Source organism: Candidatus Marsarchaeota archaeon, assembly GCA_023473665.1.
Taxonomy (GTDB): Archaea; Micrarchaeota; Micrarchaeia; order Micrarchaeales; family Micrarchaeaceae; genus JAMCYM01.
In genome coordinates, this window is the sequence record JAMCYM010000002.1 from 288,510 (window position 1) to 302,011 (window position 13,502).

Genomic DNA, 13,502 nt, shown 5'->3' on the forward strand with positions numbered 1-13,502 from the left:
AAAAGGCGTGCCGTTACTTTATTCCATTACGTTCCATGACCCGTATGTTGGCCTCTATGCGCTCCACTGTTTCTCTGTAGGACTTCTTCACGTCGCCGCGCATGTTGCCCCTCTTGGCGAAGAAGGCCTCGATTGCGGCCAACTCCTTTCGCGACGAAACCATTGACATGTATTCTACGTATCTGTCGAGCATGTGCGCACCCGGCGTGTAGAGCTTCTGCAGTTCTTTCCAGTTCTTCATGATCCATGAGGCAAGCATATGGACGTGCATCGGATTTGAAGAGAGCACCGCAGGTATGTGTATCGAGTCCTGCAGCCTCACGTCCTTCGACCTCGAGAACCCTAGGGCCCGCTTGGCCATGGGTGCGCTCTTGAACATCGCAAGCGACGAAAGCAGGCGTATCTTCTCGTCCGGCATTTCTGCTTTCTTGTACATTCCGGCCAGTTTCTTGAACATGCCTGCATCGCCGTTCCATGCCATGATCGAATACGCTGCGCCCCTGAGGTTCGGGTCTATCTGCTTGCCCTCCTTCGTGTGCGCATCGAATTCCCGGCGAGCCCATGCAGTGGCCTTTTCGTCGCCGAGTATACCAAGGCCGTGTATGGCGGCGCTCCTGAGCATGGTATCGGTGTTAGGCTCTCCATTCCTGGTCTTCCAGCCAAGCCGCCTTATAATCCCGTCGAAGTACTTGCGCTGCACCTGCGACACCAATTTGAATGCGTCCTTCGTGTAGAGCAGCGACGTGAGCCAGCCGAAATGCGCTGCAAGATTGTCGCTCAACGGATAGCCTGCATTAAGGCAGTGCCTGCCTACGAAGCCTATGTAATCGGAAAGCGGGATCTCTCCGGCGCGCATCATGGCGAAGAGATCATTCTCGACGCCCCATGCATCTATTGCAGACAGCTTGCCTCCGTTTATCATGCCGCCTATCCTATCAAGAACCCATGCATCGTAGGCGCTCCTGTAAAGGAAATGCTGGCCATAGTTAAGCTTCACCCAGTTGTCCGCAGCATCTATAGCGATGCGCCTGCCTGCCATGAACGCATGCGCAGGCTTCGCCTTTCCGCTGAGATAATAGATCGGTACAGGCCAGACCTGCTTCGAGGCCCTGTCTATGCCTCTGAGCGTGAACCGGTGCTGTTCAATCATGAACTTGCTGCCGCTGCGCTCCACGCTTAGCATTGGATAGCCCGGCTGGTCTATCCAAGAGCTGGCGAACTTCGGCACGCTGCCAATGCCGCTGCTCCCCGATGCCTTGCCTATCGCGTCCCAGAGGTCGCGCTTCACCGCATTGCCATAGCTGTGCGCGCGAAGATAGTCGTGGAGGCCTGCCCTGAAGGCGTCGGCGCCCGCATATTCCTCTATCATGTGGAGCACAGTGCCGCCCTTCTCGTAGCTTATCTCGTCGAATATGCCGTTTATCTCTTCCGGCGTGTTGACATCCACGCTTATGGGGTGCGTGCTCCTGAGCTGGTCGGCCGCGAACGCGATCGCCATGACGTCGTTGGTATACTGCTCCTTCATGTTCCACTCGGGGTAGACGGCCTGCATCGCCTTGTAGCTCATGAACGTCGCAAAGCTCTCGTTCAGCCAGAGGTCGTTCCACCACTTCATGGTGACAAGGTCGCCGAACCACTGGTGCGCCAGCTCGTGAGCCACTGTCTCGGCTATGCGCTGCTTGACAGCTATAGGGGTTCCTCGCTCGTCGCCGAGCAGTGCAGTTTCCCTGAACGTTATGGCCCCCCAGTTCTCCATCGCCCCTGCACTGAAGTCTGGTATGGCTATCAGGTCGACCTTCGGCAATGGGTACCTTATTCTGAAATAGCGCTCGTAGAAGGCTATGAAGCCCCTTGCATACTTCAGTGCCATGCCGCACAAGGCCTTCTTGCCCGGCACGGAAAGCACGCTTATGCTGAGCCTGCCCAGCTTCGTGCTTATCCTGTCGAACCTGCCTACGTCAAGATATACAAGGTACGTCGACATCCTCGGCGTAGCCATAAACGTTGTTATGGTGCGGCCATTGCTTGAGGTCTTCGACCTGACAGGCATGTTCGAGAGCGCCTCGTATCCCTTGTCTGCCACTATGGTTATGTAGAACCTCGCCTTGAATTCCGGTTCATCGAAGCACGGAAACGCGGCCCTGGCGTCGGCTGGCTCAAACTGGGTGCTCAGCATGTATTCCTTGCGTTTCCCGGCATCATAGGCGCTCCTGTAGAAGCCGTACATGCCATCGTTGTTCCTGCCTGAAAACTCAATCTCTATGACTGCCTTTCCATGGATGCTTTCCGCAAGCCCCAGCGTCAGGGTTTCGTCGCTTTTCGATAGTCTTACTGATGCGCCTTGCGTCCTTCCGGAGCACCTTACCTTTGCGCTCTTTATGCCTAGCTCCTTTGCGTTAAGCACGATTTTACGGGTCGGCTTTCTGACAGATACGGTTATGGCTGCCTTGCCGATGTATGTGAAGCGCTTCATGTCTGTGTCGAACGTCAGCCTATAGCTTTCGGGTATCGTATTGCTCCCTATGGTCTTGTGCCTCTCATCCATGGAATCGATAGCGCATTCACAACAAAGAAATAAATGTGTTACCGATGCAAAGCTGACACGCCGATGCATTCGGCAACGACTGTGATTCTAAATACGGCATTATCGCGCGCATTTGGCCGCCGTCGTGGCCTGGCGCAATCTATATTAAGCGGAAAAGAAATTTTCTGGTAATGGAAGTAACATTTAATCCAGTTCTACATTGAAAATCCTATGCAGGTTTTTAAAGCTTGTTTCTCAATACCTACTCGCTGCTTGTTGCAGGGGTGCGGGTATGGCGACCAATGTCATAAAGAGAAACGGGGAGAAAGTTGCCTTTGACAAGGCAAAAATTGTGAGGGCGGTATTCAAGGCTTTTTCTGATGTTTATTTCAACAGGTCCGACGAGGAGAACAATGCGGAGGCCGAGAAGGTGGCATCCGCTGTCACAGAGGCCATAGACAAGCTCGGCAAGGAGGAAATAGGCGTAGAGGAGATACAGGACACGGTAGAGAAGACGCTCATGGACATGAACCCAGGCGTGGCCAAGTCATACATACTATTCAGGCAGAAGCGCGCAGAGATACGCACTTACAAGGCCTCGCTCGGCATACAGGACGACGACCTGAAGCTGCCAATCAACACGGTCATAGTGCTCGCTGCACGCTACCTGCTCAAGGATACTACTGGCAAGATAGTGGAGACCCCGAAGCAATTGTTCCATAGGGTGGCCGCTGCCATAGCCAGCGTTGAGAAGAGCTACGGCAAGAGCGAGGAGCAGGTTATTGAGATAGAACAAAGCTTCTATGACGCCATGACGAACTTCAGGTTCATGCCTAACACGCCTACGCTTATGAACGCGGGCACGAACCTCGGCCAGCTCAGCGCATGCTTCGTGCTGCCTGTCGGCGACTCTCTGATGGAAATATTCGATGCAGTGAAGTACGCGGCCCTGATACACCAGAGCGGCGGAGGAACCGGCTTCGCCTTCTCGAGGCTGAGGCCGAAGAACGACGTGGTGAAGAGCACCAGCGGCGTGGCGTCCGGGCCTATCTCGTTCATGAAGATCTTCGATGCTGCAACAGAGGAGATAAAGCAGGGCGGCAAGCGGCGCGGCGCCAACATGGGCATACTGCGCGTCGACCACCCCGACATACTCGAGTTCATAATGGCAAAGGAGCACGAGGGCGTGCTGCGCAACTTTAACATCTCTGTCGCTGCAACCGAAAAGTTCATGAAGGCGGTAGAGAAGGGCACAGACTACGACCTGGTAAACCCGCACACCAACAAGGTGACCGGCAGGCTCAATGCGACTGCTGTCTGGAACTTAATAGTCACAATGGCCTGGAAGACCGGCGACCCCGGTCTCGTGTTCCTGGACAGGATGAACTCCACATACTCCAATCCAGTTCCATCGTACGGTCCGATAGAGTCGACTAATCCATGTGGTGAACAGCCGCTCTATCCATACGACTCGTGCAACCTCGGCTCGATAAATCTCGCGAAGATGGTCAAGCAGACTGACCACCACTACGAAGTAGACTGGGATCTGCTTAAGGAAACTGTGCGCCTAGGCACGCGCTTCCTCGACAACGTCATCGACGCCAACCACTATACATTGCCGCAGATAGACCAAACAAGCAAGGCGATAAGGCGCATAGGCCTCGGGGTCATGGGCTGGGCCGACATGCTGATAAAGCTCGGCATAAGGTACGACAGCAACGAGGCGCTCATGCTGGCGGAGCGCGTCATGTCATTCATAACCAGAAACTCAAGGGAAATGAGCGAAGAGCTGGCTGTCGAGCGCGGACCGTTCCCAGAATTCAAGAACAGCATATGGTACAAGCTGGGGTACAAGCCACTCAGGAACTCTACTGTTACAACTATAGCCCCGACCGGCACGATAAGCATAATATCAGGAGGGGCCTCGCAGGGCATAGAGCCTATCTTTTCAGTTGTCTACATGCGCAACGTGCACGAGAGCCTGGGCTCAAATCTCATAGAGGTCAATAACGAATTCGAGCGCTATGCACTGGAGTACAACTTCTACTCCGAGGAGCTGATGAAAGATCTGGCAGGTCGCGTGTCTGTGCAGGACGTCGAGGCCATACCCGAAAACGTCAGGAAACTGTTCGTAACCGCTTATGACATAGAGCCGGAATGGCACGTCCGCATGCAGGCAGCCTTCCAGAAATATACAGACAATGCAGTCTCAAAGACAATAAACTTCCCGGCATGGGCCACGCCTCAGGACATAGAGAAGGCGTACAAGCTCGCGTACCAGCTCGGGTGCAAGGGCATAACGGTCTACAGGGACAGCAGCAAGTCCGTGCAGGTGCTGCAACCAGTAGACCGCAAGCAGAAGACGTTCACCGGGCTGAAGGAGAAGCACACAAAAGACCCAGAGGCCATGGAATCCGAGCAGCGCATAACAATGGCCGCGCTCAAGAGCGGCGCAGCCAACTACACCATATCGATAGACGAGGAGGTGAAGTGCCCGGACTGCGGCAGCGCGATGGTCGCTGCGGAAGGCTGCTACACCTGCCCCAAGTGCGGGCACAGCGAGTGCGGCTGACTTCCGCACTTCTTTTATTTTTTCCTTACTAAGCACTGTTGTTGCCATGTTCGCTAAAAGGCTGAGCATAGAGAAGTTCAGCGCCACGGACGGCACGCTTCTCTACGGGTTGCTTGCGCTGCCAAGGAAAGGAAGACCCAAGGCAGCCGTGCTTCATGTCCATGGATTCACAGGCAGCTTCTACGGCAGCACTGCAGTTGAGGAGCTGTCTGCGGCAATGACAAAACGCGGAATCGTCTTTTTCTCCATCCAGACCCGCGGCAGCTATTCCATAGAGGAATTCACCAAGCGCAGGGGCGCCAAGGAGACCGATTACATAGCAGGCGGGGCCCTGGAGAAGTTCGAGGACTGCGTATACGACATTGAGGGCGCTGTAAGATTCCTGAAAGGAAAAGGGATGAAAAAGATAATTCTTGAAGGCCACAGCACCGGCTGCCAGAAGATAGTGTATTACTCTGCAATGCGCATGGACCGCGCGGTCAAGGCGCTAATCCTGCTTACGCCCGTTGACGACACCAACTTCGACAGGGCGAACTTCGGCAAGAGATACAATGCAATCATCAGACTGGCGCGCTCCACGGCAAGGCGCGGCAGGTACGCGCTCATGCCATTGGGCAAGGATCCATACACGGTTGTTGGGGCTGCGCGCCTGCTCAGCACTGCAGATCCGAAGAACAGAGAGGCGAAGACGCTGAACTACCTCAGGCCGCGCATGGATTACATAGAAAAGATCAGGGTGCCTATCTTAGCGGTTTTCGGAACGGATGATCGCTATATGAATGTGGCAGGAATAGAGCCATCGTACGCCATAGCAAAGCTGAGAAAGAGCTGCTCCAAGCCCGTCGACTCGCTGATAATAAAAGGCGAGGGCCACGGTTTTGCGGGCAAGCGCAAGTTTTTGGCAAGGAAAGCGGCAGAGTGGGCCTCTAAGCATGCATGAAGTGTCATGTAAGCACTTCGCACGAATCCTTAGTGACGAGAAGCGTGGCCTCTTTCTGGCTTACCGTTGCGCCGTTCATTTCTGCAAGCGTTGGATGCGGCTCCAGCGCGCCTGCCGAGACCAGCGCCTTAAGCGCCGAATACAACGAGAACCGCGACCCTACGACTCCGGCCAGCCATCTGGCGGCGAATGGCTCGCTTGGATACTTGGCAAGCACCTCCTTAAGCACAGCCCGGGCATCAGGCTGCCTGACTGAAGCCTCGCCCGCCAGGCTGTATATCTCCCATATGTCGGTGTTAGCGACCGATCCCCTGCCCTCGCTCGTGGTTGCAAATGGCTCTATCGCAATTATTTCGCCTTCTTCCAGCACAGTATCATCGCCGTTGTCATAATTGGGTATGAATGGCGATGCGTGCAGGTCATGGAAGCGCACTCCGTGACCGCCGAGATTCATGATGGGCTTGAAGCCGTGCTTTGAGATCGCGGTCTCTATCTCTTTGCCTATGGCAGATACGCTGACGCCGGCCTTAACCGTGCTTATAGCGGCCGCCAGCGCATCGTCTGTAGACGTGACAAGCTCCTGCATGCTGCCCGACAAATCAATTGTGATCGCGCAGTCGCTGAGTATGCCGCCCTTTGCTGCGCCCAAATCCACCTTCACGAGGCCTGAATCAGGGAACACGAGAGCGTCGTCCAGCGACGGGGTGTAGTGCGCAGCTTGCGCATTGAGCGACAGGTTTACAGGAAATGCGGGTTCCATACCCTTCTCCCTGATCAGCGATTCCAGCGCGTTCGCGACGTCGAGGTATTTCGCTCCGGGCTTCACAAGCCCGTGCGCCATCTCCAGCGCGGCGCGCGCCACCGCGCCCGCTTCCCTCGCGCCCTTCTCCATCTCTTCCCTGCTCGGCTCTTCTTTTTCGTCCATAAGCTCGCCATTCAAAGCTTTTTCTGCTTGCCCATGCCCTTGACTTCATCTTCGCTCAGGCCCAGCTCCTTCAATATGCGCATTGTAGCGGGTATGACCTGATGGTTTATGTAATAATCGGAATCATAGTCCTGCGCGTACTCCTCGAGCTCCGCCCTGTCTGATATCGAATTGCCGTGCCTGGTTATCACGTAGCTTATCACCGCATGCTCCACGTCCTCCCTGCTCTTCAGGCCCTTCTCTATTGCTTTCTTCGCGGCTGCAAGCTCCGGGCTCTTCGAGTCGTAGCCGTCTATCCCCTTCCTGAGCTGCGTGCTTATGGCGAGCTCGCCGAGGGGCACATTGCCTGCCTGGAGCCTGCCGACTACTTCCTTTACTATCGCTACCGCGTTCTCTGCGCTGCCCTCCTTGAGTATGGCCTCGAGCACCTTGCGCTGCGTCTCTCTTGCAATCTTCGACCAGTCCCTTCTTACGAGCTCGAAGCCACGTATCTTTATGTAGCCCGATTCAGATATGAGCGCGTACTTCTTTTTCGCGCCCGTATAGCCGGTCTCTGTCTTCCTGCCGACGAACACGCCACGCGAGTAGAAGTCCTCGAGCTCAAGGTCCATGTCGCTCGGAAGGCTTGAGTTGAATCCCTTGACGAACGCCAGGGCATCGTCCCTGCTCTTGTCCATGAGCAGCATGAGGAGCGAATCAGTGTCTGCGTACAGGACCCTGAAGCCGTGCGCCTCGGCTTCGTCTATCGCCTTGTGGATGAACTGCCTGCCCCATGCTGTTATGCTGCCTGCGCACTCCCGCGAGTACCACCGCGACCTCGCGTAGCCCATGTAGCCGAAGAACGAGTTGGATGTTATCTTCAACGCCTGCGACCTCGAGCCGAGGTATATGTTTGACTTGTCCTTCTTGTAGAGCTGCTTGACCTTGGCCCTCTCGTCGACGAGCACCTTGAGCGCTGCGGGCGCTATGCCCTTCCTTGTCTTGGAGAAGCGCGTCCCGGTTGGCGACTCGTTGTATTCCTTGCAGTCCGCGCATATCGACGATGGGTCTATGTTCTGCGATATTATTATTGACGGGTACAGGCCCCGGAAGTCAAACATGACGAGATTCGTATATATGCCTGGCTCAGGGGTTTTGACGTATGCGCCCTCTATCGGATTGGCTTCGCGGGCGCGCATGTCGCGCTCCGACGGCTTGTTCGGTATGAGCTCACCAAACCCGTGCGCATACTTCATCAGCATGAACTCGACCAGCTGGCCCGTTGTAGAGACGGATACGTCGCTCAGGGTGTTGCCCGTGACGCGCGTGAGCGCAGTCATTATCGGCGCGAACGTGTCGTAGACCTTGTTCAACGCATGCGAATCGCTCAGGTTGTAGTCGGCGAGCTCCTCAAGTTCCTTGCCGTTGGAATCCCACATCTTGTATATGTCCTTCTTCTCCACGTTTGTCTTAGCGGTCTTAGTCACGGCCTCGTAGACGTTCTTCAGCGTATAGCTGTTCAGCTTCAGTATGTATTCAGCTGCGCCAACCGTGGATATGAACTTGACGACGTTGTACATGTCGACATGAACCCTGCCGGCTATCTTCACCTTGTCGAGGAGGCCGTGCCTCTCTATCTTCGTCTCGCCCTCAAACCTGCTGAGGTCGAACTTCACCTTCAGCGTCTTCGCCCTGTCGAGCATGTACTTGACGTCGTAGTTGGCTGAGTTGTAGCCAGTCACTATGTCAATGTCAAGCTCGTCGACGAGATCCATAAAGGTCTTGAACAGCTCCTTCTCATCCTTCACAACTCTGACGAAAGGCCTGTCTATCTTCTTGTAGGTTATTACGCCCTCGCCGGTCTTGCCGTTCGAGGTGTAGGTATAGCTGAGCATTATCACCGGGTCGCGGTCTGGTATGGTGATTGTTTTAGGGTTGTAGACCTCTATGTCGAAACACATGACATTCAACGCCGAGTCGACAGGCTCTGCAGCCGGGACCGGCTCCGCGCTCTTGAGCACGAGAAGACCGTCACTGAGTCCAAGAGTGAACTTGTAGTACGACAGCGGCGTCAGGCCTTTGTCTATCAGGTAGCGCTTGGCGAACGGTATGTCGTATTCGTATCGCTCCCCGTGCCCTGCAAAGGCCTCGCTGAGCTTTGGCACTTGCATAGGCAGCTTCGTGTATACTTTGTAGGAATTGACATCCTTCCCGAAGATGCTGCGCCTTTCCGTTACCGCATCAGCAGCCTTAATACGCTCGTTGCCGTCAAAGGCCTGGATTGCAAGCATCTCATCGGTGCCCATAGCGTTTCTGGGCACAAAGTAGAAGTAGGGTTTGAACGCCGGGTCGAAGACCTCGCGCGCATTGCCTGAGCTGTCCTTAACTGCTAGCCTTATCAGCGCATGCTCATCGCTGGTAAGGTAGTCGACTTCAAGAAGGAATCCCTCGAAAACAAGCGGCTCTTGCGCCTGCTTCTTCCCGGCTTGGCCCCGCATAGCCATCAGTGGCTTTTGAGGCTTATATGCTTTTCCCCGGAAAGCGCTCAGGCGCCCTCGTCCTGGATCTTGGTAGTGCTTATGACGAGAGGAGGTATGAGGCCCAGAGAGTACGCTACGAGCGTGCCTGTCGCGCTGCACCTGAAGTTCAGGCCATTCACGACCTCTTCGGCCATCTGCACAGGAAGCTTGTGCGATTCGTTCCACTTCTTCGTGACCGCGCTCACGACCTCCTTGCTCTCCTGTATCTCTATGACGCCGCCGAGCTTGATCTGGCCCAGGTTCTTTGCGTCCTTGCCGTCGCCGTCGAAATAGTCTGCAAGGAACGTGTACGTTATGTTTATCTTGTCGCTCTTCACGTTCAGGTTGTCGAGGCTTATGTTGAGCCTCGGGAACCGCTGCTTCTGCAGCGCCGTGACGTCGCTTATCTTCCCTTCCACGTTGGATATTGTGAATCCGGTTATCATTGGTATCACTGCATCGTTGCTTTATTCTTTTGAATTGGCAGGATATTTAGCTCTATCGGCGGAATTGGAAACTGGCGCTTTTTCTGATCTTATAGTAGAGCGCGCCCGAACTCTTCCATGCTCGTGAACATGTAGTCGGGGCGCCATTTCGAGAGCATTGACGCGCTGTCGAACCCGTTCGTGACTGCCGCTGATGCTATTCCAGCATTCTCCGCAAGCTTTATGTCGTCGATCGAGTCGCCGACGTAGATCGTTGTGCGCCTGTTCGCGCGAAGCACCCTTAGCAGTATCTCTATCCCAAGAGGGTCGGGCTTGAGCCGCATTATTGACTGTGCGCTCAGTATGGCGTCGAAGTATCCAATGACATTGAGGCGATCGAGCTCCCTGTATACGCGCCATAGTGCGGCATCCGTGAACAGCGCCACTTCCTTGCCCTTTTCCTTGAGCGCTTCGAGCGTTTCCCTTGAGCCGTAGCTCAGCCTCGGCACTATGAAAGCAAGCGAGAGGTCGCCGATGAAGGTCAGCAAAGCAGTCTCGGCCTCGTGGAGCTCGGCCAGCGTCCGGCCTGTGTGGACGTGGCGCATGTTTGCGGCTATCTCATCTTTAGTGTACTTCCTGACGCTGCCTCTTGAAAGTGATTTCTTAGTGCGCCAATGAGGATTCAGCGCCGCGTTGAGCTTGCGCGCAGTGCTCACGCCCCTGAGCGTGCCGTCCCAATCGAATATGAATGTCTTGTATGGCGAGAGCTGGCCCATCACTCCCACCTTATGTCGAGGCTAGGCCTTTCAGGCAGCGACCTCTGCGCCCTGCTTGAGCCTGACGAGCCTTCGCGCTCTACCTTCACTTCGACGCCCAGCCTGCTGCTCATGTAAGGTGCTGCCTGCGAAAGCCCGTCAAATATGGCGGCGTCGTCGTATTCCCCGAGCTCGGCCAGCTCAGGTAACCTCTTTGCGAACTGCGTCAGGAACGCGGAGAGCTTTTGCCTGTCGATGTCCTTGAGCTTGCCGCTGGACATCGCCTTGCCGATGTCGCGCTCATTGCACAGCACGTTGTATGCCACGGCCTTCCAGTCCTCCGAGACTATCACTGTGACCGACTTCGGCTTCTTGCCCTTGTTGGCATCGATCTTGGCGGTGAGTGCGAGCGTAGACTCTGCGTCCTCTATGGTGCGCTGCACCATCTCCTCTGCGCGCTCCACTGCCATGTTTATCATGCTCTCATCGCATTCCGGCCAGCGCTCCTTCTCTATGAAATTGCTCTTGCCCAGCATGTGCCAAAGCTCTTCGGCGAGGAAGGGCATGGCCGGAGCGAGCATGAGCACAACCTTCTCTATGAAATCGCGCACCACGAGCGCGTTCGCTCCGCCCCGCGCAGCGTACCACTTCAGCTCATTGACCGAATTGTAGTAGATGTCTATGTATGCCTCGCGCAGCGATAGCCTGTCCATTGCCTGGCTGGCCCTCTTTATCTTGGAGTTGAGCTTCGAGTACAGCCAGTAGTCTATGTGGCCGAGTGCCCCGCTGTCCTCGCCGTCAAGCGCGCCCACCATGTCATACAGGAACTGGTTCTTCGTCATGACGCCAATTGCGCTGTCAGGCATGAAGTTCATGTCAGATTCTAGATCGCCGCCTACTATCAATATGAAGCGCACCGTGTCTGCGCCGAATTTCAAGAGCGCGTCTCCAAGCGGCATCACGTTGCCTGTGCTCTTGTGCATCTCCTGCCCCTTGAGGTTTATCATGCCGCTCGTGACTATCTGTTTCGGCCAGAAGGGCTCCGGAAATACTGCAAGATGGTTGAATATGTAGAAAGTGAGATGGCTGGGTATGAGCTCGTGTGCGGAATGCCTTGACGTGTACTTGTACCAGTACGCGAAAGAGTCACGGCATTTCTTCGTAGCCTCTGGATCGATGCCTGTATTTCTCGCGACCGCGTCGACATTGCCCTCGCCCAGCAGCACGTAATCGAAGAACTCCGGCTTGAGCTGCTCGGGCTTCACGCCATAGCTATGCAATACGTGCACGAACGTGTAGAACGCCATGTATATGGTTGAGTCTGAGAGCGGCTCTATTATGTGTGATGGGTTCAACGGGAACTTCGTGCCCAGGCCTTGGGCGCGTTCGACGGGCTTCATTTCGAGCCATTCAACTGTGGCATTGTATGCGGCCCGCATCTTCTCGGGATAGAGCTTCATCTTGGGCATGTAGCTTCTGACCTGCTCCTTCCATGCGGGATTGCCGTAATCTATGAACCACTGGTCCTCTATGACCTTCACCACTGCCTTGTAGCCGCACCTGCAATAGACAGGCTGCTCGTTTGCCAGGACGTACATGCCTGTGGCGTCGCCCTTTCCTCGCAATTCCCTTGCCACCAGCTCTCGCGCCTCGGCAACCGGCTTGCCCTTGTACTCTCCTACAGCCATAATCCCGTTGCGTTGCTCTGTCTTGTAAAGCAGTTTCGTCGCCTCCTCGACCTTCTCGTCCGGCGCATGCGCATCCGCACCCACAGCCTTTAGGTACTTCGCTGCTGGCAGCTCGTTTGCTGGTTCGCCTGCCATAGTAATTATTACCTTGGCCGGCAGCGCACTGCCGCTTCCTAGCCTCTCGAGCGCCGCATAGTCGAACGGTGCATGCGCAGGCACCGACATGACAATGCCGGTGGCGAAATTGGGCTTGACGAAGTAGCCCGGAAGCACCGCTATGCCTTCACCTGTAACGGGGTTTATGGCTCTCTTTGACAAAAGCTCCGCCGCGCTTATCTCCTCTTCTACCGTTAGCTTCGCCTGATATGAGAGCAGCGCTGCTGCGTCCTTGCTGATGTAGAGCTTTGAGCCCTCAACTTTGGCAATTACGTATTCCGCCTTGTCATTAATGAACAGGTTGGTCACGCCGTATATAGTCTCAGGCCTGTATGTCGCGCAGGCGAAGAACGCGTCGCTGGCCGAGTCCCTGAACTTTATCACGGTCATTTCCTCTATCTTCGGATCTACGTCATGGAGCGTATCGTGCATGCCTATGGCGTTGCCCTCATTCGGGCACCATCCTACTGGATGCCTGCCCTTGACAAGGAAGCCCTTCGCGTTCAGCTTGGAGAACTGCCATTCCACCATCTTGCTGTATATTGCGTCGGTCGAAGTGAAGCTTCGACGCCAGTCTATGCTGAGGCCGGCATGCCTCATCTCTTCTTTGTACACGCCTGAGAAGTACTCTGACAGCAAGGCGGGATCTGCAAGGCTCTTGACCTTGTCCCAGCCGATGTGGTATAGCTCATATTCCTTCTTTAGGTCCTCGTCGCCGGCAAGTATGCGCTTCACTACCGCAAGTATCGGCGTGCCCGTCTTGTGAAAGCCCATCGGGAAAAGCACGTTGAAGCCCTTCATGCGCATGTACCTTGCGTAGAAGTCTGCCGTGCCGTATGTGCGCATGTGGCCTATATGCTGGGGAATGTATGTATAGGGCCAGGCGGCCGTTACCAGTATGCTGGGCCTATCGGTAGGTTCGGCCTCGAAAAGCTTGGTTTCGTCCCATGCCCTTAGCCATTTATCCTCGATGGCTTTGTAATCTATCACTTGCATCGCCCAAGGTGCCGCATAGAGCT

The 13,502-nt window shown here is 55.2% G+C and carries 8 protein-coding genes; 2 read left to right on the forward strand and 6 right to left on the reverse strand.

Translation table 11 applies throughout. The features are described 5' to 3' along the window. Window positions 1–13 precede the first annotated feature (13 nt). Window positions 14–2,545: a M1 family metallopeptidase gene (locus M1158_02205; GenBank protein MCL5099915.1), complete on the reverse strand. Its 2,532-nt coding sequence runs from the start codon at window positions 2,543–2,545 to the stop codon at window positions 14–16. A 271-nt stretch (window positions 2,546–2,816) separates the two neighbouring features. Here M1158_02205 and M1158_02210 point away from each other — a divergent pair, with 271 nt between their 5' ends. Together M1158_02210 and M1158_02215 are read left to right on the forward strand one after the other, a co-directional pair. Next, window positions 2,817–5,096: an adenosylcobalamin-dependent ribonucleoside-diphosphate reductase gene (locus M1158_02210; protein ID MCL5099916.1), complete on the forward strand. Its 2,280-nt coding sequence runs from the start codon at window positions 2,817–2,819 to the stop codon at window positions 5,094–5,096. Window positions 5,097–5,142: 46 nt separating this feature from the next. Beyond that, entirely contained in the window at window positions 5,143–6,036 is an 894-nt protein-coding gene (locus M1158_02215; GenBank protein ID MCL5099917.1) for a DUF1749 domain-containing protein, read from the forward strand. 4 nt (window positions 6,037–6,040) lie between these two features. On the opposite strand, the gene map is transcribed toward M1158_02215, so the two are convergent. From map to leuS, 5 genes are all read right to left on the reverse strand, one after another. Next, window positions 6,041–6,961 (reverse strand): type II methionyl aminopeptidase, encoded by a 921-nt coding sequence (map, locus tag M1158_02220; protein MCL5099918.1) that lies wholly within the window; start codon window positions 6,959–6,961, stop codon window positions 6,041–6,043. A gap of 11 nt (window positions 6,962–6,972) precedes the next feature. Then, on the reverse strand, window positions 6,973–9,438 hold the full coding sequence (locus M1158_02225) for a DNA-directed DNA polymerase (GenBank protein ID MCL5099919.1): 2,466 nt from the start codon (window positions 9,436–9,438) through the stop codon (window positions 6,973–6,975). A 47-nt stretch (window positions 9,439–9,485) separates the two neighbouring features. Continuing rightward, on the reverse strand, window positions 9,486–9,905 hold the full coding sequence (locus tag M1158_02230) for a hypothetical protein (protein ID MCL5099920.1): 420 nt from the start codon (window positions 9,903–9,905) through the stop codon (window positions 9,486–9,488). An 89-nt stretch (window positions 9,906–9,994) separates the two neighbouring features. Next, window positions 9,995–10,660 carry an HAD family hydrolase gene (locus M1158_02235; GenBank protein ID MCL5099921.1) on the reverse strand — a complete coding sequence of 222 codons (666 nt, stop codon included), beginning with the start codon at window positions 10,658–10,660 and terminating at the stop codon, window positions 9,995–9,997. Then, a complete protein-coding gene (gene leuS / locus M1158_02240) occupies window positions 10,660–13,473 on the reverse strand; it encodes a leucine--tRNA ligase (GenBank protein MCL5099922.1) in 2,814 nt (937 codons plus the stop codon). The genes M1158_02235 and leuS overlap by 1 nt, the downstream gene beginning before the upstream one ends. Window positions 13,474–13,502 lie beyond the last annotated feature (29 nt).

What these genes read in the sequence shown, in the direction of transcription:
- M1158_02205 (MCL5099915.1), bottom strand. Translation starts at nt 2,545, where the DNA reads ATGGATGAGAGGCACAAGACCATAGGGAGCAATACGATACCCGAAAGC.
- M1158_02210 (MCL5099916.1), top strand. Translation starts at nt 2,817, where the DNA reads ATGGCGACCAATGTCATAAAGAGAAACGGGGAGAAAGTTGCCTTTGAC.
- M1158_02215 (MCL5099917.1), top strand. Translation starts at nt 5,143, where the DNA reads ATGTTCGCTAAAAGGCTGAGCATAGAGAAGTTCAGCGCCACGGACGGC.
- map (MCL5099918.1), bottom strand. Translation starts at nt 6,961, where the DNA reads ATGGACGAAAAAGAAGAGCCGAGCAGGGAAGAGATGGAGAAGGGCGCG.
- M1158_02225 (MCL5099919.1), bottom strand. Translation starts at nt 9,438, where the DNA reads ATGCGGGGCCAAGCCGGGAAGAAGCAGGCGCAAGAGCCGCTTGTTTTC.
- M1158_02230 (MCL5099920.1), bottom strand. Translation starts at nt 9,905, where the DNA reads ATGATAACCGGATTCACAATATCCAACGTGGAAGGGAAGATAAGCGAC.
- M1158_02235 (MCL5099921.1), bottom strand. Translation starts at nt 10,660, where the DNA reads ATGGGCCAGCTCTCGCCATACAAGACATTCATATTCGATTGGGACGGC.